23 protein-coding genes and 3 tRNA genes are annotated in these 20359 nt (G+C 67.0%); 14 read left to right on the top strand and 12 right to left on the bottom strand.

The genetic code is table 11. The annotated features are described in order from the left end of the window. Positions 1-164: 164 nt before the first annotated feature. Complete coding sequence (locus tag FIV50_RS00175; RefSeq protein WP_140035663.1) at positions 165-1325, bottom strand: sensor histidine kinase; 1161 nt, start codon at positions 1323-1325, stop codon at positions 165-167. 59 nt (positions 1326-1384) lie between these two features. Between FIV50_RS00175 and FIV50_RS00170 the strand changes: the two genes are divergently transcribed. After that, on the top strand, positions 1385-2212 hold the full coding sequence (locus FIV50_RS00170) for a response regulator (RefSeq protein ID WP_258184340.1): 828 nt from the start codon (positions 1385-1387) through the stop codon (positions 2210-2212). Between the two features lie 120 nt (positions 2213-2332). On the opposite strand, the gene FIV50_RS00165 is transcribed toward FIV50_RS00170, so the two are convergent. Next, positions 2333-2415 (bottom strand) — tRNA-Leu (locus FIV50_RS00165). Positions 2416-2731: 316 nt separating this feature from the next. Between FIV50_RS00165 and FIV50_RS00160 the strand changes: the two genes are divergently transcribed. Genes FIV50_RS00160 through pknB form a run of 7 tightly spaced genes read left to right on the top strand, consistent with a single transcriptional unit; the run spans position 2732 to position 11628 of the window. Beyond that, positions 2732-3460 (top strand): FhaA domain-containing protein, encoded by a 729-nt coding sequence (locus FIV50_RS00160; RefSeq protein WP_140035662.1) that lies wholly within the window; start codon positions 2732-2734, stop codon positions 3458-3460. After that, entirely contained in the window at positions 3457-3987 is a 531-nt protein-coding gene (locus tag FIV50_RS00155) for an FHA domain-containing protein FhaB/FipA (protein WP_140035661.1), read from the top strand. The genes FIV50_RS00160 and FIV50_RS00155 overlap by 4 nt, the downstream gene beginning before the upstream one ends. 7 nt (positions 3988-3994) lie before the next feature. Continuing rightward, complete coding sequence (locus FIV50_RS00150) at positions 3995-5290, top strand: PP2C family protein-serine/threonine phosphatase (RefSeq protein WP_140035660.1); 1296 nt, start codon at positions 3995-3997, stop codon at positions 5288-5290. Then, on the top strand, positions 5287-6672 hold the full coding sequence (locus FIV50_RS00145) for an FtsW/RodA/SpoVE family cell cycle protein (protein WP_140035659.1): 1386 nt from the start codon (positions 5287-5289) through the stop codon (positions 6670-6672). Before FIV50_RS00150 ends, FIV50_RS00145 begins: the two co-directional genes overlap by 4 nt. A 1-nt stretch (position 6673) precedes the next feature. Next, entirely contained in the window at positions 6674-8128 is a 1455-nt protein-coding gene (locus FIV50_RS00140; RefSeq protein ID WP_140035658.1) for a peptidoglycan D,D-transpeptidase FtsI family protein, read from the top strand. Next, positions 8125-9879 carry a protein kinase domain-containing protein gene (locus FIV50_RS00135; RefSeq protein WP_140035657.1) on the top strand — a complete coding sequence of 585 codons (1755 nt, stop codon included), beginning with the start codon at positions 8125-8127 and terminating at the stop codon, positions 9877-9879. Before FIV50_RS00140 ends, FIV50_RS00135 begins: the two co-directional genes overlap by 4 nt. Before the next feature lie 54 nt (positions 9880-9933). Further along, on the top strand, positions 9934-11628 hold the full coding sequence (gene pknB, locus FIV50_RS00130) for a Stk1 family PASTA domain-containing Ser/Thr kinase (protein WP_140035656.1): 1695 nt from the start codon (positions 9934-9936) through the stop codon (positions 11626-11628). Positions 11629-11702: 74 nt separating this feature from the next. Here pknB and FIV50_RS00125 read toward each other — a convergent pair whose 3' ends face one another. From FIV50_RS00125 to FIV50_RS00120, 3 genes are read right to left on the bottom strand one after another with little or no spacing between them, the layout of a single operon-like run. Beyond that, positions 11703-12338: an anthranilate synthase component II gene (locus tag FIV50_RS00125; RefSeq protein ID WP_140035655.1), complete on the bottom strand. Its 636-nt coding sequence runs from the start codon at positions 12336-12338 to the stop codon at positions 11703-11705. Continuing rightward, positions 12335-12490: a hypothetical protein gene (locus FIV50_RS17550; RefSeq protein ID WP_042541024.1), complete on the bottom strand. Its 156-nt coding sequence runs from the start codon at positions 12488-12490 to the stop codon at positions 12335-12337. Before FIV50_RS17550 ends, FIV50_RS00125 begins: the two co-directional genes overlap by 4 nt. 21 nt (positions 12491-12511) lie before the next feature. Continuing rightward, complete coding sequence (locus FIV50_RS00120) at positions 12512-13306, bottom strand: class E sortase (RefSeq protein ID WP_140035654.1); 795 nt, start codon at positions 13304-13306, stop codon at positions 12512-12514. Between the two features lie 86 nt (positions 13307-13392). Between FIV50_RS00120 and FIV50_RS00115 the strand changes: the two genes are divergently transcribed. After that, entirely contained in the window at positions 13393-13632 is a 240-nt protein-coding gene (locus FIV50_RS00115; RefSeq protein WP_140035653.1) for a cell division protein CrgA, read from the top strand. A gap of 159 nt (positions 13633-13791) precedes the next feature. Here the strand turns inward: FIV50_RS00115 and FIV50_RS00110 are convergent, their stop codons facing one another. Both FIV50_RS00110 and FIV50_RS00105 read right to left on the bottom strand, forming a co-directional pair. Then, the gene (locus tag FIV50_RS00110; protein ID WP_140035652.1) at positions 13792-14694 is read right to left on the bottom strand and encodes a rhomboid family intramembrane serine protease; all 903 of its coding nucleotides are present in this window, start codon (positions 14692-14694) and stop codon (positions 13792-13794) included. A 21-nt stretch (positions 14695-14715) separates the two neighbouring features. Continuing rightward, positions 14716-15273, bottom strand: coding sequence for a peptidylprolyl isomerase (locus FIV50_RS00105; RefSeq protein ID WP_056375004.1), 558 nt, complete (start codon positions 15271-15273; stop codon positions 14716-14718). 145 nt (positions 15274-15418) lie between these two features. On the opposite strand from FIV50_RS00105, the gene FIV50_RS00100 reads away from it, so the two are divergent. Further along, positions 15419-15919 (top strand): DNA helicase, encoded by a 501-nt coding sequence (locus FIV50_RS00100; protein WP_140035651.1) that lies wholly within the window; start codon positions 15419-15421, stop codon positions 15917-15919. Between the two features lie 50 nt (positions 15920-15969). Then, complete coding sequence (locus tag FIV50_RS00095; protein WP_181164366.1) at positions 15970-16431, top strand: aminoacyl-tRNA deacylase; 462 nt, start codon at positions 15970-15972, stop codon at positions 16429-16431. 1 nt (position 16432) lies between these two features. Here FIV50_RS00095 and FIV50_RS00090 read toward each other — a convergent pair whose 3' ends face one another. Then, on the bottom strand, positions 16433-16855 hold the full coding sequence (locus tag FIV50_RS00090; RefSeq protein WP_140035650.1) for an NUDIX hydrolase: 423 nt from the start codon (positions 16853-16855) through the stop codon (positions 16433-16435). Between the two features lie 156 nt (positions 16856-17011). Here FIV50_RS00090 and FIV50_RS00085 point away from each other — a divergent pair, with 156 nt between their 5' ends. From FIV50_RS00085 to FIV50_RS00075, 3 genes are all read left to right on the top strand, one after another. Next, positions 17012-17461: a DUF1801 domain-containing protein gene (locus FIV50_RS00085; RefSeq protein WP_140035649.1), complete on the top strand. Its 450-nt coding sequence runs from the start codon at positions 17012-17014 to the stop codon at positions 17459-17461. A 43-nt stretch (positions 17462-17504) separates the two neighbouring features. After that, the gene (locus tag FIV50_RS00080; RefSeq protein WP_140035648.1) at positions 17505-18620 is read left to right on the top strand and encodes a M24 family metallopeptidase; all 1116 of its coding nucleotides are present in this window, start codon (positions 17505-17507) and stop codon (positions 18618-18620) included. A gap of 75 nt (positions 18621-18695) precedes the next feature. Beyond that, positions 18696-19211, top strand: a complete 516-nt coding sequence (locus tag FIV50_RS00075; RefSeq protein WP_140035647.1) for a DUF3253 domain-containing protein — start codon at positions 18696-18698, stop codon at positions 19209-19211. Positions 19212-19242: 31 nt separating this feature from the next. On the opposite strand, the gene FIV50_RS00070 is transcribed toward FIV50_RS00075, so the two are convergent. The 4 genes from FIV50_RS00070 to FIV50_RS00055 form a co-directional block, all read right to left on the bottom strand. Beyond that, positions 19243-19524, bottom strand: coding sequence for a hypothetical protein (locus FIV50_RS00070; RefSeq protein ID WP_140035646.1), 282 nt, complete (start codon positions 19522-19524; stop codon positions 19243-19245). A 171-nt stretch (positions 19525-19695) separates the two neighbouring features. After that, on the bottom strand, positions 19696-20076 hold the full coding sequence (locus FIV50_RS00065; protein ID WP_140035645.1) for a hypothetical protein: 381 nt from the start codon (positions 20074-20076) through the stop codon (positions 19696-19698). Between the two features lie 90 nt (positions 20077-20166). Then, positions 20167-20239 (bottom strand) — tRNA-Ala (locus FIV50_RS00060). Positions 20240-20264: 25 nt separating this feature from the next. Then, positions 20265-20338, bottom strand: a tRNA-Ile gene (locus FIV50_RS00055). Between the last annotated feature and the right edge of the window lie 21 nt (positions 20339-20359).

Raw genomic sequence — 20359 nt, 5'->3', positions numbered from 1 at the left:
GCAGGACGAACCTCCGCGAACCCTCATCCCCGAACATGTACTGCAGGGCGTGGACAGAAGTCCCGATCGATCACACGATCATCTTGCGCGAAACCAGATGCCCCAGAGGTGCCGAATACGCGGTACGAAAGTACCTTCGACGGACCCACGCGACTTGTGCGGGGTCACTCCCCGCGACGGTCGACGGGCACGCTGACGGCCAGCGTCCAGATGCCGGACGCGGCACCGGATGCGAAGGTGCCGCCGATCCTCGAGACCCGCTCGCGCATCCGCACCAGGCCGAACCCGCCGGAGGGCACGCGGGGGGTACGGCGAACCGTGTCGACCGGGTTGCTGATCTCGAACTCGATCAAGCCCGGAGTCGTGCGCAGTCCCACGACGATGTCCGTCCCCGACGAGTGCTTGAGCACGTTCGTCGTCGCCTCGCGCACCAGACGGGAGAGGGTGAGATCGACGATTCTGGGCAGCGGGAGATCGTCGATCTCGTCGAGTTCGGTGCGCACCGTCATCCCGGCGCGCTCGACGGTCCGGCATCCGTCCGCGATGGCCTCCTGGAACTCCCTCCTGCATGCCGCCGGCCCGTCCGCAGCGCGGAGGTGAGACTCGCCGACCACCCGTCGAAGGTCGTCGAGGGCCCTCGTGGAGGAAGACCGGATCGCCTCGAGCGAAGCGTCGTGCGCTTCGCACTCGCCGAGCAGGTTCACGTGCATCGCAATGATCGTCAGGTCGTGGGCGACGACGTCGTGCAGCTCATCGGCGATCCGAAGGCGCTCCGACACGATGGACTCGTACTCCGCGCGGGCGCGGGCCTCCAGTTGCTCCTTCAGCCGACGCGACCCCGCTTCGATCCTGCGCAGGATGAGACCGCTCGATGCAGACACCACGCCGACAACGATGAGCACGACCGTCTCGCCGATAGGGGTGCCGTTCTCGATCGCACTCCATACCAGTCCGCTCGACCAGAGCACGGCGACGAGCAGCACGATGCCGAGACCGCAGGTCCTGACGACGAGGGCGAACGCGACGGCGGCGACCACCAGAGCGAGCGCCTGGGCGTCACTGAAGAACGCGCCGAAGAGGAGGACGAGGTACACGAGCGCCGACAGCCGAGGCGCGAACGCGAACCCCGCCAGCGCAACAGTGAAGGACGACTCGAACAGGACCACCAGCAGTGGATCGCCGGCGACCACGTGCATCACGATTCCCGCGATGAGCAGTCCGGCGGTCAGAGCCAGAAGCGTGATCCGCTCGACTCTGCTCAGGGGCGAGACATCGCTGAACCCGCGTCGGAGAGCACGTTCGTCCTCTACCGCGTCCCCGTCCACAGGTCCATTGTGCGCCGCAGGGAACCCTTCGAGTCAACCGTGGTCGGAACCTGTGGTCAGTGGCCGAGTCCGAGCACTTTGCAGAGTTCCGTCCAGAATCCGCCAGCGAGCATTTCGAGGATCATTCCCATCACCTCCTCCTCACCGGCACCGGCATCGGCATCGCCCAGGAGACGCCCTCCAAATGTGCCGATCTGCCGAACTTTCGTACCGCGCGCCCCTCGGATACTGTCGATCGCGTGAGTGAGATCCGGGTGTTGATCGCCGACGACGAGCAGCTGATGCGCAGCGCTCTCGCGATCTTCGTCGAGCGCTCATCAGCCATGCAGGTGGTGGGGACGGCCGAGGATGGTGCCACGGCGGTGGAGCTGGCCGAGAGGCTGCGTCCCGATGTCGTGCTGATGGATCTGAACATGCCCGGAGTCGATGGCTTCGAGGCAGCGCAGCGTCTGCAGGACGCGGGCAACGGCGCGCGCATCCTCGCCATTACGACGCTGGGGACGACGGATGCGATAGTCCACGCGCTCAGAGGCGGATTCGCCGGCTATCTGCTCAAGGATTCACCCCCCGAAGCGGTGGTCGCGGCCGTCGCGGCGGTTCACTCCGGGTCGGACGCGCTGTCTCCCGAGGTGACCAGGAGGCTGATCCTCGACGTCAAGTCGGATGCGGCCACACCGGCGGTCTCGGTGAGAGAACTGAACGAACGCGAATCGGCGATTCTGCGCGAATTGGCCCGCGGGAAGTCGAACCAGGAGATCGCCGAGACTCTCCACCAGGCCGAGAGCACAGTCAAGACGCATCTGGGCGCTGTCATGAAGAAGTGGAATGCTCGCGATCGAGTGCAGGTGCTCATCATCGCCGTCAAGGCCGGCCTCGTGGAGCTGTGACCTGCTCCAGCAACAGTGAAATCGACGCTCCTGATCTCCGCTCGTGAGCAGACGGGCGATAGACGCTTCAAGAAACGGAGAAGGGCCCGATCCAACCGGACCGGGCCCTACTTCTCGCTGTGCGCGAGGGGGGACTTGAACCCCCACGTCCATAAGGACACTGGCACCTGAAGCCAGCGCGTCTACCATTCCGCCACTCGCGCGAGTATGTCGGGCTCCGAAGAACTCAACTTCCCAAAGATATCACGCGTTTCGCCTGTCCAAGAAACCGAGGCCGCGTCGGGCTCAGCGCACTCGGGAGGACTTCTGCCCTTGGGGAGGAGGATCTCCTCGCATTCCTCCTCCCCAAGCGCAGTTTTCCTCCCGACGGCGCACCCACGACCGCCGCGAGACACCCTCTCAAGACCGCGCACCCTCCCCCACTCCCCCGGATTCTCGGCGCTTTCCCTCCTCGCGACGGCGTTCACCCAGCACACCTGGCTACGATGTCCGTACCGGTCGGTATGCCAGAGGAGCCCAGTGGGACTACTTGACAGCTTTGAGAAGGGTCTCGAGCGCGCTGTGAACAGCGCCTTCGCGAAGACCTTCCGCAGCGGCATCCAGCCCGTGGAGATCGCTTCGGCCCTTCGGCGCGAAGCGGACACCAAAGCGGCTGTGGTGAGCAGGGACCGCATCATCGCGCCCAACAACTTCGTGGTGCGCCTCAGCACAGACGACGCCGAGCGGATGCAGGGGCTCGGCGGAGCGCTCACCGATGAGCTGCATGCACTTCTCACGAAGCACGCGAAGGCCCAGGGCTACAGCTTCTCGGGCCCGCTCTCGATCTCGCTCGAGGGCGACGACAAGATCGCCACCGGCACGATCAACGTCAGCTCGGGCACGGTCGAAGGCCGCGTCAACTGGCAGGCCGTGATCGACGTCGACGGGCGTCGCCATTCGCTCACCCGCGCGCGCACCGTGATCGGCCGCGGAACGGATGCCGACATCACGATCTCCGACGCCGGATCCAGCCGCAAGCACGTCGAGGTCCTCTGGGACGGCGAGCGCGCCATGATGCGTGACCTCGGCTCGACCAACGGCACCAAGGTCGACGGCCAGAAGGTGCGCGAAGCGGCGCTGCCCTCCGAGACCACCATCACCATCGGACGCACCGATCTGGTGTTCCGCATCGTTCCCGTCGCCACTCCGTCACGCCCGCCGCGTCCGCGCGACGACGACGCGACCCGCGCGTTCGGAGCCATCTCGTGAGCACTCCCAGCGAGCTCGTCCTGCTCCTGCTGCGCATCGGCTTCCTGCTGATCCTGTGGTTCTTCGTGTTCGGGGTCGTCTACTCGCTGCGCGCCGACCTGTTCGGCATGAAGGTGCGCAAGCTCCCGGCCGAGGCCGCTGCGGCGATGCCCGCCCCGACACAGGCACCCGCCTCGGCGCCGGCATCTCGCCCCGCCTCTTCGAAGCCCAGCACCGGCCCCGCGACAGTCGCGACGGCCAAGCGTCTCGTGATCACCTCCGGACCGAAGGCAGGACTCGAACTCCCCCTCGGCACCGAGACGCTGACGATCGGCCGCTCGAGCGAGTCTGCTCTCGTGATCCGCGACGACTACACCTCCAGCCATCACGCACGTCTGCTGCTCCGAGGCGACAGCTGGGCCATCCAGGACCTCGACTCCACCAACGGCACGTACGTCGCCGGCCAGCGGGTGACCGGCGGTCCGGTCGGCCTCTCCCTCGGCACCCCGATCAAGGTGGGCGCCACGACCTTCGAGCTGCGAGCCTGACCCCGGCATGGTCTTCGAAGGCTCGAGCGCCGCGATCTCCCACACCGGGAAGGTCCGCTCCAACAACCAGGACTCCGGATACTCCGGGGCGAACCTGTTCGTCGTCGCCGACGGCATGGGCGGCCACGCGGGCGGCGACGTCGCCTCGAGCATCGCGATCCACCGGCTCGAGCCGCTCGACCAGCCCTACACCTCGGTCGAAGACGCGCAGGCCTCCCTTCAGGCCGCCGCGACGACGGCAGCCGGCGATCTGATCCGCGCCGCCAAGGACCGCCCCGAGCTCGCCGGCCTCGGCACCACGCTCAGCGCGATCATCATGGTCGACGACTACGCGGTCATCGGCCACATCGGCGACTCGCGCATCTACCTCTACCGCGACGATGCGGTCACACAGATCACGGCCGACCACACCTTCGTGCAGCGGCTCGTCGACTCGGGCCGCATCACCCCCGAAGAGGCGCGGTACCACCCGCGTCGTTCGGTGCTCATGCGCGTGCTCAGCGACATGGACGCCGACCCCGAGCTCGACATGTTCGTCATGCACACCCAGCCGGGCGACCGCTGGCTGCTGTGCTCCGACGGACTCTCGGGTGTCGTCGATGAGGCGCACATCCTCAAGGCGATGCGCATGGGCATGGCACCGGGGCGCACGGCAGACAACCTGCTGAAGCAGGCGCTCGACGGCGGTGCTCCCGACAACGTGACGATCGTCCTCGTCGAGGTCGGCGGACAGCACGCCATGCACTCCGGCACCGCCACGATCGTCGGATCGGCGTCGAACCCCGCCAACATCACCGTGCCGCCCGTGCGCGCACCGCGCGGCAACTGGCTGCACCCTGTTCGGCAGGCGGCGAACGAGCCCAGCCACTTCGAGCCGGCCCCCGAGTATCTCGAAGAGCTCATCGAAGAAGACCGCCGGCGTGCGAAGCGCCGCCGGCTCGGCTGGATCGCCGGGATGCTGGTGGTCGTCGCGATGCTCGCGTTCGCCGCCTTCGCGGCCTACAGCTGGACCCAGACCCGCTACTTCGTCGGCGCCGACGAAGACAGTGTCGTGATCTACCAGGGCGTGCAGCAGAACATCGGCCCGATCACTCTGTCGACGCCGCTGCGCGACACCGACATCCTGCTCGCGAACCTGCCGCCGTACCAGCGCGATTCCGTCGAGCGCACGATCACCGCCCGTTCCTTCTCCGACGCCGAGGCGATCGTCACGCGTCTGCAGGCCGGAGCAGACCGTGTGACCGGCGAGACTCCCCTGCCCACTCCCGCGCCCACCGCGACGCCTACGGAGGATCCCGGATGAGCGCCGACGTCACGGCCGACACGAGCGTCATCAAGGCCCTCAAGAAGATGCGGATGCCGCAGACGCAGCGCAACCGCGAGTTCTGGCTGCTTCTGTTCGCCGTCGCGATCAGCGGCGCCTCCCTCACCCTCGTGCAGCTCGGCGCCCTCGGCATCATCGACCCGATGATCCTCGCGATCGGCGGTGGACTCGCCGTCCTGGCGTTCGCGGTGCACTTCGTGCTGCGCGCCGTGGCCTCCGCTGCCGATCCCTTCATCCTGCCGATCGCCACCCTGCTCACGGGCCTCGGCATCGCGATGATCTACCGCATCGACATCGCCGAGTCGCTGACCGGGTGGAACGCATACTCGACCAAGCAGCTCGCGTGGACCGCGATTTCGCTCGCCGGCGCGATCGCCACCATCATCCTGCTGCGCAACTACCGGGTGTTGTTCCGCTACACCTACATCTTCGGCCTCTCCGGCATCCTGCTGCTGCTGCTGCCGTTCGTGCCCGGCCTGCGCATCCCCGACGCGAACGCCCAGGTGTGGGTGTCACTCGGTGGCATGTTCGCCTTCCAGCCCGGCGAGCTGGCCAAGATCTGCCTCGCCATCTTCTTCGCCGGCTACCTGGTGCGCACCCGCGAGAGCCTCACGTCGGTGGGCACGAAGTTCCTCGGCATCACCTGGCCTCGCATGCGCGAGCTCGGCCCCGTGCTCGTCGTGTGGGCTATCTCGCTCGGAATCATCGTGATCCAGCGCGACCTCGGCACCGGAACCCTCATCTTCGGCATGTTCGTCGCGATGCTCTACGTCGCCACCGGAAAGACCAGCTGGGTGCTGATCGGCCTCGGCCTGGTCGCCGCGGGAGTCGCGGTCGCCACGCAGATCCTCAGCTACGTGCAGGGCCGCTTCACGAACTGGCTGTTCCTCTTCGACTCCGAGAAGGTCGACCCGGACGTCGCGGGATTCCAGCCCATGCAGGGCCTGTTCGGCCTCGCGCACGGCGGTCTGCTCGGCACCGGGTGGGGTCAGGGTCGCCCCGAGGTCACCCCGCTCGCGCACAGCGACTACATCATCACCAGCCTCGGCGAGGAGATCGGCCTGATCGGGCTGTTCGCCATCCTCTGCCTCTACATGGTGTTCGTCAGCCGCGGCGTGCGCATCGGGCTCGCCGGTCAGGACGATTTCGGCAAGCTGCTCGCGATCGGCCTCTCGTTCACCATCGCACTGCAGGTGTTCATCATGGTCGGCGGTGTGACCCGGCTGATCCCGCTCACCGGTCTGACCACCCCGTTCCTCGCCGCCGGTGGCTCATCGCTCGTGGCCAACTGGCTCATCGTCGCGATCCTGCTGCGCATCTCCGACGGCGTCCGCAGCCAACCCAGGGCGGTGATCGGCTGATATGACGAAAGAACTCCGCCGTCTCAGCATCGTGATGCTGTTCATGTTCCTGTCGCTGTTCGCGGCGACCAGCTGGATCCAGGTCGTCGAGGCCGATTCCCTCGGGCAGAACCCGAACAACAGGCGCACGCTGCTCGACAGCTACGAGATCCAACGCGGATCCATCATCGTCGACGACGTGGCGATCGCCTCCTCGACGCCCTCGGACGACCGCTACCAGTTCCAGCGCGTCTACACGGATGCCGCGATGTGGGCGCCCGTCACCGGGTACTTCAACCCCGCTCTGCAGTCGGCGACCGGGATCGAGCGGGCGATGAACTCCGACCTCTCCGGCACCGGCTCGAGCGCGTTCTTCGCCGAGATCGAGCGGATCCTCTCGGGCCAGCCGCAGAGCGGATTCAGTGTGGAACTGACTCTCGACACCGCTGCACAGCGAGCGGCCTACGAGGGCCTGCAGGGCCTCAACGGCGCTGTCGTGGCCATCGAGCCGAAGACCGGGCGGATTCTCGCCATGGTGTCGACGCCAGGCTTCGACACCAACCTGCTCGCGACCCATGACGCGGATGCCGCGAACGCGACCTACGATCAGCTCGACGAAGACCCGGCGAAGCCGCTCTCGAATCGGGCGATCGCCGGCGACCTCAACCCCCCGGGCTCGACGTTCAAGCTGGTCGTGGCGGCCGCGGCCTATGAGTCGGGCAATTGGACGCCCGACTCGACGCTCCCGAACCCTGCGCGGTACACACTGCCGGGTTCGAACAACACGGTCGCCAACGCCTGGGGCGGCACGTGCGGCAGCGGTGACACCGTCACCATCGCCGAAGCCATCCGGCTGAGTTGCAACATCCCCATGGCCGAGCTCGCGGTCGAGCTCGGTGACGACGCGATTCGCGAGATGGCCGAGAAGTTCGGCTTCAATCAGAGCTTCTCCACGCCGCTGGAATCCACGCCCTCGAGCTACCCGCGGGCTCTCGACGACGCGCAGACCGCGCTCACCGGGTTCGGGCAGGGACAGGTCACCTCCACACCGCTGCAGATCGCGATGGTGGCGGCCGGGATCGCGAACGACGGCGTCGTGATGAACCCCCGCCTGGTCGACACGGTGATCGGCAACGACCTCTCGGTCATCCGTTCGTACGACGACACCCAGTTCGGACAGGCCACCGATGCGACGACCGCCGAACAGGTCGCGGCGTCGATGGTCGCCAGCGTCTCGAACGGCGCTGCCCAGGGTGCAAGAATAGACGGGGTCGATGTGGCTGGAAAGACAGGCACGACCGAGAACGGTAACAAGCCCTACACGTTGTGGTTCACCGGTTTCGCACCGGCGGACGACCCGGAAGTGGCAGTAGCGGTCCTCGTCGAAGACGGCGGCGGACAAGGGCAGTCAGGATCCGGCGACACCATCGCCGCTCCGATTGCAAAGAAGGTCATAGAGGCGGTGCTGGGCAGATGAGACCGACGCAGGGTGTGTCGTTCGGTGGTCGCTACGAGCTGCAGTCGCGTATTGCGATCGGCGGCATGGGCGAGGTGTGGGAGGCGACGGATCACGTCATCGGCCGCACCGTGGCCATCAAGATCCTCAAGGACGAGTACATGGGGGACCCCGGGTTCCTCGAGCGGTTCCGCGCTGAGGCGCGCCATGCCGCACTCGTCAACCACGAGGGCATCGCGAGCGTCTTCGACTACGGCGAGGAGAACGGCAGCGCCTACCTCGTCATGGAGCTCGTGCCCGGCGAGGCTCTCTCGACCGTGCTCGAACGCGACGGCGCGCTGAGCGCCGACAAGACCCTCGACATCGTCGCGCAGACGGCATCCGCTCTGCAGGCCGCCCACGCGGCCGGTCTCGTGCACCGCGACATCAAGCCGGGAAACCTGCTGATCACGCCCGACGGCCGCGTCAAGATCACCGACTTCGGCATCGCCCGCATCGCCGACCAGGTGCCGCTGACGGCCACCGGTCAGGTCATGGGCACCGTGCAGTACCTCTCGCCCGAGCAGGCCTCCGGGCACCCGGCATCGCCGGCGACCGACACCTACTCCCTCGGCATCGTCGCGTATGAGTGCCTCGCAGGCAAGCGCCCGTTCACGGGCGAGTCTCAGGTCGCCATCGCGATGGCGCAGATCAACGAGCAGCCTCCGCCGCTGCCGCCGACCGTGCCGATCCCGGTGCAGAACCTCGTCATGGCGATGATCGCCAAGAAGCCGGCCGACCGACCCTCGTCGTCCGCCACGGTGGCGCGCGCCGCGCAGGCACTGCGCCGAGGAGACCTGAACTCCGCAGCGATCGCGGTGCCGGCCATCGCGACCGGTGGTGTGGCCTCCGACGACGCCACCCGACTGCTCACGGCATCGGGCGACGACGGCACGACTCGCATCCTCCCCACCACGGCTCAGCTGCCCACCGGTGAGCAGGCCGATGAGGACGCCGAGAAGACGAAGAAGAAGCGCAGCCCGTGGACGTGGCCGCTCATCGCTCTGATCGCCCTGCTGGTGGTCGTGCTCGGCGGAACCGTGTTCGCGCTGATGAACCCGAGTGACCCTGAGCCCGCGCCTTCCCAGTCGGAGACGACCTCGCAGACGCCCGAGCCGACGCCGAGCGAAAGCGAGACGCCTGAGCCCGAACTGGTCGACGTCGATGCTCTCGGTCTCGTCGGAATGCAGTGCGAGGCCGCGCAGGCCGCGGCGGTCAACGCCGGGCTCCAGGCCGAGTGCACGGTGGGCAACACCGTCGCCCCGAGCGCGAATCAGGTCGGAACGGTCGAATCGGTCCAGCCGGGTGGCAACGTTCCCGAGGGTACGACCATCATGCTGACGACCTTCAAGGAGCAGGTGAAGGTGGGCAAGCCCTCGGGCACGCCGACCATCGCCGGCACCGCCACCGAGGGCGAGCCCGTCACGCTCAACTGGCCCAGCTTCGAATGCCCCTCCGGCACCCCGGCGCGATCGGCCTTCGAGGTGACGCTCACCAACGCGACCTTCTCGGGCGGAAACTCCGGCGAGTCCATCCGCAGCTTCGGTCCGAGCGTGCTCTCGACGCAGATCATCCCCGGCACGGCCGGACAGACGATCACCGCCACGTTCCGTGTGTTCTGCGGAAGCGACATGCCGTCCGAGCAGTCGGATGCCATGCCGGGCGTCCCCATCCTGCCTGCCGCACCGGATCCCGGTGAGGGCGACACAGACGGCGGCGACTCAGGCGAGTAAACCGCTCGCGCCGTAGGCTAGAGCATCCATAAGGTCGTATCAGGGGGTCAGTACGTGTCGACAGAGCCACGAGTTCTCGCGGGACGCTACCGCGTAGACGAGCTCATCGGGCACGGCGGCATGGCGAAGGTGTACCGCGGGTACGACCTGACGCTGGGTCGTGCGGTGGCGATCAAGATCCTCGACCCCGAGCTCGCGCGCGACAATGCGTTCCGCACGCGCTTCCGGCTCGAGGCGCAGTCGGCGTCGCGCATGTCGCACCCGTCGATCGTCCGCGTCTACGACGCCGGTGACCCCTCGACCACCGACAGCAGCACCGATGAGCCTCCGTACATCATCATGGAGCTGATCAGCGGAACCCTGCTGAAGGACATCATCGCCAAGGGGCCGGTGCCTGTCGAAGACGCCGTGCGCTATGTCGACGGCATCCTCGAGGCACTCGACTACTCGCACCGCGCGGGTGTCGTGCATCGCGACATCAAGCCGGGCAACGTCATGGTCACCGACAAGGGCCAGGTCAAGGTCATGGACTTCGGCATCGCCCGAGCCGTGTCCGACTCATCGTCGACCGTCGCCGAGACCACGCAGATCATCGGCACCGCCGCGTACTTCTCACCCGAGCAGGCCAAGGGCGAGCCGGTCGACGCCAGGGCAGACCTGTATTCCACGGGCGTGGTGCTCTACGAACTGCTCACGGGTCGTCAGCCGTTCCGCGGCGAGTCGCCGGTCGCTGTCGCCTACCAGCACGTGAGCGAGACCCCCGTGCCTCCGACCGAGGTGAACGAGGACTCCCCCGGTGCGCTCGACCCGATCGTTCTGCGTGCACTCGCGAAGGATCCGTACCAGCGGTACCCGGATGCTGCGCATTTCCGCGCAGCGCTCGACTCCGCGGTCTCGGGTCACGCGCCGAGCCGCAAGGAACTCGGCGCGCTCACCAGCGAGCTGTACGGCCCGAGCCCCCGCGCCGCGCAGGAGACCGCCCGATCGCTGCGCCAGCTGAGCACCGACACGACCATGGCTCGCACGCAGTCTGGTCCGCCGGTCGCGTGGATCTGGGCAGGCGTCGCGCTGCTCGCGGTGCTCCTGGCATCCGTGCTGTTCTGGGTGTGGACGCTCAGCATGCGCCCGGATGACGTGCCGTCGAGCGCTCGTGTCGTGCCTGATCTCGTCAACGTCTCGTCCGAGCGCGCTCAGGACGATCTCGGCGAACTCGATCTGACGTCGAAGCTCGTGCTCGAGTCGAGCAACGACATCGTCGAGGGCAACGTGATCCGCACCGATCCGGAGAGCGGCACAGCCGTCAGCGAGGGTGATTCCGTCACCATCTACGTGTCATCCGGCAAGGAGACCGTGATGGTGCCGATTCTCGAGGGTCTGTCGTTGACGGCCGCCAAAGATGCTCTCGCGGCAGCGGGTCTCGAACTCGGCACAGTGATCCAGCGCAACGACAAGGGGCTGGCAGCAGAGACGGTGATGGAGGCGAGCGAGGCCGCCGAGAGCGAAGTCGCGCCGCAGACCGTCGTGAATCTCGTGGTCGCCAGCGGCCGGGTGACCCTCACCGACGTCACGGGGTGGACGATGGATGCCGCGCAGGCAGAGCTCGAACGCATCGGGCTCACGCCGAGCCCGGTCGAGCTGATCGACTGCACGCCGACCGAGCCTCCGACCGTGTCGTCGATGTCGGCCGCGCCGGGCGATGTCGCGATCGGCTCGACCGTCGAACTGCGCTACTGCGTCGCCGCCGACTGAGCCGTCTCGCTCCCTCGGGGGACGCCGCACCGCGCGACGAACGAGCGCGACCGGGACGACACCTCAGCGGCGCGTCACTCCCCCGACAGCGGGTGCAGGTTCGATGACAGCGCCACGGCATCTGCGTCGCCGCAGAGTTCGAGCCAGTTCGCGAGTAGACGGTAGCCACCTTCTGTGAGCACGCTCTCGGGGTGGAACTGCACCCCGAGAATCGGCAGCCGAGTGTGCTCCAGGGCCATCACGGTGCCGCTGTCGGTGCGTGCAGTGACGACCACGTCAGACGGCAGCGCCGACTCCGCGAGGGCTAGGGAGTGATACCTGCCGGCATCGAACGGCGAGGGGATGCCGGCGAAGAGCGCCGAGCCGTCATGCGTGACCGGCGACACCATGCCATGCATCAGCTCGGGCGCCTCCGACACGGCCGCGCCGAACGCCGCGCCGATCACCTGATGCCCGAGGCAGACCCCGAGGAGCGGCATCCGCATCCGCGTGGCGAGGCGCACGGCATCGATCGAGACCCCGGCATCGGCCGGAGCGCCCGGTCCGGGCGAGAGCAGCAGCGCATCGAACGCGGGCAGCATCCCCTCGAGCTGCACGGCGTCGGTGGCATCCGCCTCGATCAGCGTGACGTCGGCGCCGAGCTCACGCAGGTACCCGACGAGGGTGTGCACGAAGCTGTCGTGGTTGTCCACGACGAGCACGCGGGTCATTCGAGATCGACCTCGCCCGGGGTGATCAGGGGGCTCACCCAGGGGAACACGAACCAGAACAGCCCGTAGAGCACCGCTGCGATGAGCACGAGAAGGAAGAAGAGCTTCAGCCACCACGGACCGGGCAGCAGGCGCCAGAGGGCGGCATACATGATGTGTCTCGTTCCGTTCGGCTAGATCGACGGCGCTGCCGGCGGAGGCGGGGGGTCGGTGAGAGCTGTGGGCGGGCCTTCGGCGCGCGGCTGGAAGCTCTCGAACACCCCGTAGGCGACGATGCGCTCGGCCAGTGAGTAGAGCGGGGAGCAGGCGGTCAGTGTGATGTACTTCTCGCCGGTCTCGACGCCGGGCATCTGCGGCACATCGAGCAGCACGTCGGTCTGGGTCGGCTTCACGTACTCCAGCGTCCGGAAACGGTAGGTGAACCATCCGTCGGGGGTCTCGACGACGATCGCATCGCCGACCTGGAGCTTGTCGAGCTGGTTGAAGGGCTTGCCCCATGTGGTGCGGTGCCCGGCCATGGCGAAGTTGCCGACCTCGCCGGGCATCTTCGAGTCGGTGTACACGCCGATTCCGAGGTCGTCGAGAGTGCGCGCACGGCTCGTGCCGCCGTAGATGCCGACGTTGTACTCGGACCCGAAACGCGGGACCTGCATCTGTGCGAACCACTGCGCGTCTGCGGGTGCGGCAGGGATCACGGGCTCGTAGTAGGTCGTGCCGTCCTCCCCCTCGACCAGCGGCGGGGGCTCGGGTGCGGGAGCCTCAGCAAGCGTCTGAGACATGGCCGCGCCCTCGTCGTTCTTCTGTGCGGCGATGATGATGTCGCCGATCCACATCTGCCACGCGACGAAGAGGAGCACGAGCACTCCGCCGGTGAGCAGCAGCTCCCCGAGGACGCTCGTGAAGGTCGCGCGCGATCGGGGGCGACGGCGGTGTGCACGTCGCTCCCCCGAGACGACGGATGCAGTCATGGCCAGATCTTATCCGCCAGACCTGGACACCAGCCCTCTGGCCTTGCTTTTCCGCGCGATATGACACTCTTGGGTACACTGTGGGAATGGCACGCGACCGCAAGACTGAAGAACCCGAAGCTCCGCGCAGCGAAGGCGAAGCCGCACCCAACGCCGTGTGGTTCAAGCCGGTGATGATCGGCTTCATGCTCCTCGGTCTGGTGTGGATTCTCGTGTTCTACATCTCCGGCATGCAGTTCCCGATCCCGGGTCTCGACAACTGGAACCTCGCGATCGGCCTGGGCATCGCCCTGATCGGCTTCCTGATGACCACTCGCTGGCGCTGACGCCAGCCCCTCCTCTTCGAAGAAGGCCCCTCTCGCTCCGGCGAGAGGGGCCTTCTTTCGTTCTCGACGAAAGAGAGTTATCCACAGGTTATCCCCACCCTGGGGAGAATTACACCCATGTTATTCACAACGGTTAACAACCCTGTTAACAACTCTTGATCAGGAGTAAACCGTCGTGATCAGGAATGGCACCAACAGGGCGACGATCAGGATCAGGGCGACGACGACCGCGGCGAGCAGCACGATCTGCAGTGTGCGCTGCTCGCGCCTTCGGGTTCTGGTGAGGATGAAGGCGAGCAGTGCTCCGACGATCGCACCGCCGAGGTGCGCCTGCCAGGCGATGTTCTGAGAGAACACGAATCCGACGACGAAGTTGATGCCGAGGATCACGAGGATCCCCGTCACATTCGCACCGATGTGCCTGCCGATGATGAGCAGCGCGGCCATCAGGCCGAAGATCGCACCGGACGCGCCGACCGTCGCGGTCCCGGGCGCGAGCAGGGCGACGGCGACGGAGCCGCCGAGACCGCTGATCAGATACAGCGCGAGGAAGCGGACCCGGCCCAGCATCGGCTCGAGGCTCTGCCCCAGCATCCACAGAGCGAGCATGTTGAGCGCGAGATGCAGGAACCCGCCATGCGCGAAGACGGCGGTGAGAAGTCGCCAGGGCTCGAACGACATGAGCGACAGGTTGGGGTACAGGTAGCCCGCGGCGAAGAGCAGCTGGCCCGTGATCGCATCGCCGATCCCCGGGATGAGCTGCACCAGCCCGATGAACGACGTCACCGCGAGCAGCACGTAGGTGACGATCGGCTTGCCACTGCGCACGGTGGCGGTGGCGGAGTTGCGGCCGCCCCAGCGGCGCTCGGCGCGCTTCTGGGCGGGAGTGCGGTTCTTGCGCTGATCCGCCATGCATTCAGGGCAGATCACTCCGACGGGTGCCTGCGTCTGGCACTCGGGGCAGATGGTGCGCAGGCACCGCTGGCAGAGCACGAAGCTCTGCCGATCCGGATGCCGGTAGCAGAAGTTGTCGCGGTTGTCCGCGAACTCAGGCGTGGTCATCCGGATCGGCCAGCGTCGGCGTCAGGCCGCGACGATGTCGATCGACTGCAGCACGACGGGCTCGATGGGGCGGTCGCCCGCGGCCGTCGGCACTGCGGCGATCGCGTCGACGACAGCCTTGGAGGCGTCATCCGCGACCTCGCCGAAGATCGTGTGCTTGCCCTGGAGCCAGGGCGTGGGGTCGGTCGTGATGAAGAACTGCGAGCCGTTGGTGCCCTCGGGCTTGCCCGTGATGGCGTTTCGACGCAGGCCGGCGTTGGCCATGGCGAGGATGTAGGGCTCGTTGAAGTTGAGCTCCATGTTGATCTCGTCGTCGAAGTTGTAGCCGGGACCGCCGACGCCCTGTCCGAGCGGGTCGCCGCCCTGGATCATGAAGTTCGGGATGATCCGGTGGAAGATGACGTCCTTGTAGAGAGCGCCCTCGCCGGGCTTGCCGGTGGCGGGGTGCGTCCACTCCTGGGTGCCGTCGGCGAGGCCGACGAAGTTCTTGACCGTCTTCGGAGCGTGATCGCCGAAGAGGTTGATGACAATGTCACCGTGGTTGGTGTGCAGGGTTGCGACATGAGAAGCGTGAGCCATGCGTCCATTCTCGCAGAGCTTCCCATGAGTTGGCCCGCGTCTAGCGGTGTTCGCCCTTCGACGCAAGGGTTCGGCGATTCCCTCGCCCCATCCAGGGTCGCGTGGCAAGATGGGGAATCCGTACTCCAATCGACAGGAGAGCATCGTGAGCATCAGCCGCAAGCGGAAGAAGGAGCTGCGTCGTCTTCAGAACGACGCCAACCAGCTCTGGGAGAACCAGCAGGTCCTGGTCGGCCACGCCGCCGACGTCGCACGTGAGGCCGGACGCCAGCTCGGCCACTTCGGTCGCGAGCAGGTCGGTCCTGTCGTGCAGGACACCTACAACCGTCGCGTCGCCCCGGTCGTCGACCGTGGCGTGCGGTTCGGGCACCACGTCGTGGACGACAAGGTCGTCCCGATCGTCGGTGGAGTCGTCGGAACCGCGCTCACCGCGTGGGACGTCGCCAACGCCAAGCGCGAGGGTGTCGTTCGCAAGGTCCGGAAGGCCACCAAGCCCGAGCCGAAGGGCCCGGGCGTCGGCTCGATCATCGCCCTGATCCTCGGAGTCGCCGCAGCAGCCGGTGTTCTCTACGCCGCCTGGCAGGCACTGCGCGCGGACGACGAGCTCTGGGTCGCCGACGACCCGCTCGCTGCACCTGACGCGTGACCTCGACATCGCAGCCCCCGGCCTCCGAGCCGGGGGATCTGCATGCCCGGGTGAGGGATGCCGCAGCCGCACGAGGCCTCGATATCGAGATCCGCGAACGGCCAGCCGCCCGCAGCCTCGTCGAAGCTGCGGAGCTGCTCGGCATCCTGCCCTCCGGCATCGTCAAGACCCTCGTCGTCAAGCGCTCGGACGACACCTACCTGTTCGCGCTCGTTCCGGGCGGCAGATCGATCTCGTGGCCCAAGCTGCGGGCAGTGGTCGGTGTGAACAAGCTGCGTCTGCCTGAGCCGGAGCTCGCCCTCGCGGCGACCGGGTACGAGCGCGGCACCATCGTGCCCATCGGCAGCACCACCGAATGGCCCGTGTTCGCCGACGAGTCGATCGTCGGACAGCGGATCGCCATGGGAGCCGGCGCCCACGGGTACAGCCTGTTCGTCGATGCAGACGATCTCATCACCGCCTACGGCGCCACGGTGGCCGACATCTCGGTTCCCGAAGAGGCGCGCGGCTGACTCAGAGGATGCCGGCCATCCGCAGCGCGATGTCGACCAGCTTCACCCTCTGCAGTTCCTTCACGGCCTTGAGAGGGAACCACTCGGCCATGTCGGTCGAGCCGTCGGCCTCGAAGGTCAGCTTGCCGCCCGTGACCGATGCTCGATACACGATGCGCAGCGTGTGCAGGGGCTGGTCTGAGTCGTTCACCCGCTGGCTGGCGGGGATCACCCGCGAGTGGATGCCGAGCAGCTCTCCGACCTTGACGCTGTAGCCGGTCTCCTCACGAAGCTCCCGTCGCACGGCGTCTTCGGGTGCCTCGCCCGCCTCGAGGCCACCACCGGGCATGGTCCACGCGACTCGACGACCCTCGGTCCATCGCGCGAGAAGTATGCGTCCGTCGTCATCGGTGACGACCGCGTATGCCGCGACCCGCATGTCCATGCCCTCACCCTAGCCGCCGCGCAATGACCTCGAGCGTTGTGTGTCGAGTCGTGCTCGCACAGGATGGCCGGATCGATCAGGAATCGAGAAGCACAGCCGACCGCGGCATCCGTAGTGTGATGTTCATCGCAGATCACGCCGAGAAAGGAACCCGTCATGGCTGACAACGAGAAGAACTTCAGCGCCGAGGAACGCGAGGCCATGAAGGAGGCCGCGGCCGACAAGCGCAAGTCGCGCTCTCGGGCCAAGAAGAGCGCTGAAGAGGTGCGTGCCGAGGGGGTCGCAGATCTCGAGGCTGCGGTGGCGAAGCTGCCGGACGACAAGGATCGCGAATTGTCTTTGGCGCTGCATGCCCTCGTCACCGAGGTCGCTCCCGAGCTCATGCCGCGCACCTACTACGGCATGCCGGCGTGGGGCAAGGACGGCAAGGTGCTCTGCTTCTTCCAGCCGGCGAGCAAGTTCAAGGTGCGCTACGGCACCTTCGGCTTCGAGCCCATCTCGAACCTCGACGACGGCACGATGTGGCCGACCGCCTACGCGCTGCTCGACCTGACCCCCGCGAACCGCAAGCTGCTCACTGAGCGCATCCGCCTCGCCGTGAGCTGAGTCGCCGTTCCCTGGCCGGGGCCCGAGCAGTAGCGTGGATGCCGTGAGCACACTGCCGTTCCCCGCCTCCGTGTACGCCGCCCGACTCGACCGCGCAGCATCTCTCGCCGCCGACTCCGGCCTCGACGGGATAGTCGTCGGCCCTGGGCCCGACCTGCAGTACCTGGTCGGAGTCGAAGGCGACACGATCGAACGCCTCACCGCACTCGTGCTCGGACCCGGCATCGCACCCACGATCATCGTGCCCCGGATGGAGCTGGCGAAGGTCAGGACCACCGCCGTGGGGCAGCTCGGACTCGCGGTCTCCGACTGGGTCGATGGCGACAACCCCTACGACCTCGTGGCCGAAGCCCTCGGCTCCGTCTCGAGGGTGGGTGTCTCCGACGCACTGCCGGCATTGCACGTCATTCCGCTGGCCGACCGGATCGACGTGCGCGCCGAGCTCGCGACACCGGTGCTGCGTGAGGGTCGGATGATCAAGGATCCCGAGGAGGTCGCCGAGCTGCGCCTCGCCGGTGCGGCGATCGATGCCGTGCACAGGCGCGTGCCCGAGTGGCTGCGCGCAGGGCGCACCGAGCGCGAGGTGGCGACCGACATCGCCGAGGCCATCGTCGCCGAGGGACACCGCACCGTCGAATTCGTCATCGTCGGCTCGGGCCCGAACGGCGCCGACCCGCACCACGAGGTGTCTGACCGTGTGATCGGCGACGGCGAGATCGTGGTCGTCGACATCGGGGGAGCAGTGCCCAGCGGCTACAACTCCGACAGCACCCGCACCTACGTCGTCGGCGCCCCCGACCCCGAGGCCGCCGATCGCATCGCGGTGCTCGTGCGCGCTCAGCACGCCGCGGTCGACGCCGTGCGCCCCGGAGTGACGGCAGAGGAGGTCGACGCGGCGGCGCGCTCGGTGCTGGCCGAGGCCGGGCTCGCAGAGGCCTTCCTGCATCGCACCGGTCATGGGATCGGCGTCTCGGTGCATGAGGAGCCCTACATCGCGCCCGGCAACGATCTGGTGCTGCGCGAGGGCATGGCCTTCAGCATCGAACCCGGCATCTACTTCGCGGGCGAGTGGGGTGCACGCATCGAGGACATCGTCGTCGTGACCGCTGACGGGTGCGAGCGACTGAACATCGCACCCCACGGGCTCACCGCGGTCTGAACTGCGCCGCGGATCGCCCGCTCACGAGCGGTCAAGCCCCTTGGCCGACGCGATCCGGGTGACGAGACTGGCACCATGGCACCCGACGACAGCACCGATCTCAGCGATGTGCGCGGCCCGGAGCACACCGCAGACGGGCACCACGTCATCATCGACGGACGGCGATGGCGGGCGACGGACCCGTCGATCCCCGACGCGTTCCGCCAGGAGTTGGTCGACGAGCTCATGGCTGCGCGTCGTGCCGTGAAGGCCCAGGATCCCGATGCGCGACGCCGGGTGCACGATGCGAAGACCGCGCTGGGTGAACGTGGGGAGCCCTGGTGGGAGGACCGCGCCGGCGCCGGCTTCGACGAGAGGATCGCGGCCGCGCTTCGTGCACTCACCCGGAAGCGTGCGGAGTCGTCGATCTGCCCGAGCGATGTCGCCCGCACGGTGGGCGGCGAGACCTGGCGCCCTCTGATGTCCGACGTCCGGCGTGTAGCCGCAGAGCTCGCCGACCGCGACGAGCTCGTCGTCACTCAGAAGGGCGAGCGGGTGAGCATCCGTGAGGCCAGGGGGCCGGTACGGATCATCCGCGGTCCGAAGCTCTGATCACGGGCGGTTCTGCCGCCGCATCCCGCCTTCAGAGTTCGTCGTGGTATCCGCTGTAGGGAAAGTCCACGTCGCCGGTGTCACGCGGGTCGTACGCCACCGGTGCGACGCTGATCGTCACCTGGGTGTTCGGGGTGATCAGGACGCTCACGGCCCTGTTTCCGACCACGACCAGGTCGACGAACGTGCCGGAGGTCCTCGTCGCCGACTCGATGCGTTCTCGCAGGTCGTCGACGTCCTGATCCTGGGAGAGCAGGAAGCTCGCTCCGTCGAACACGACCTCGGTCTGGATCATCGTCTCCCTGTCAGCCATGCGTGCACGCTACGCCCTCGACCTGGAAGTGAGAAGGGGGGTTGATAACTAGGGCATCTCCTAGTTGTTAACAGGCCCATCCACACCTGTGGACTCGAAGATCAGCGTTTCGAGCAGGCTGGGGCAGTTGTTAACAGGGTTGTTAACACCTGTGGAGGAGCGCGGGATGCGCTAGTCGAGGGCGGCCGTCTCGGCGATCAGGTCGAGTCGATCCAGAAGCAGCTGTCCTGTTCCACCCATCACCGTGACGGCATTCGTGGTGACGAAGAACACCACCAGTGCGAAGAAGACGACGCCGGGGAGGCTGCGGCGAGACGTGAGCGTGATGACGAACGCCACCAGCGCGCCCAGGATCGCGATGGTCTGACCGGCGACCGAAGCGAAGGCCATGCGCAGGGCGGAGTCGACGGTGAGCGGTCCGTAGCTGTTCAAGGATGCGGAGAGTGCGATCGGGATGACGAAAAGGCTCATGATCAGCACGAACCGACGTCGGGCGAACCAGCGCGGGGGCCGGGCGACGACCGGCGAGGTATCCGTCACTGATGCGCTCATCCCACGAGCGTAGCTGCCGAGCACGCGCGAGGGGAGAAACGAGAAGGCCCCGCACTAGGCGGGGCCTTCTCGAACTGTCTCAACACAGTGTGGAGCCTAGGAGATTCGAACTCCTGACATCCTGCTTGCAAAGCAGGCGCTCTACCAACTGAGCTAAGGCCCCGTGAGGGAATTTTTAAGTTGAGGAGTGGGCCCACCAGGACTTGAACCTGGGACCTCTTCATTATCAGTGAAGCGCTCTAACCGCCTGAGCTATGGGCCCGTCAACCTCCGAAACTTTACC

Origin of the sequence: Microbacterium foliorum (assembly GCF_006385575.1) — a bacterium.
Taxonomy (GTDB): domain Bacteria; phylum Actinomycetota; class Actinomycetes; order Actinomycetales; family Microbacteriaceae; genus Microbacterium; species Microbacterium foliorum_B.
The sequence above is the reverse complement of the archived record's forward strand: the minus strand, read 5'-3'. Positions and strand labels throughout refer to the sequence as shown.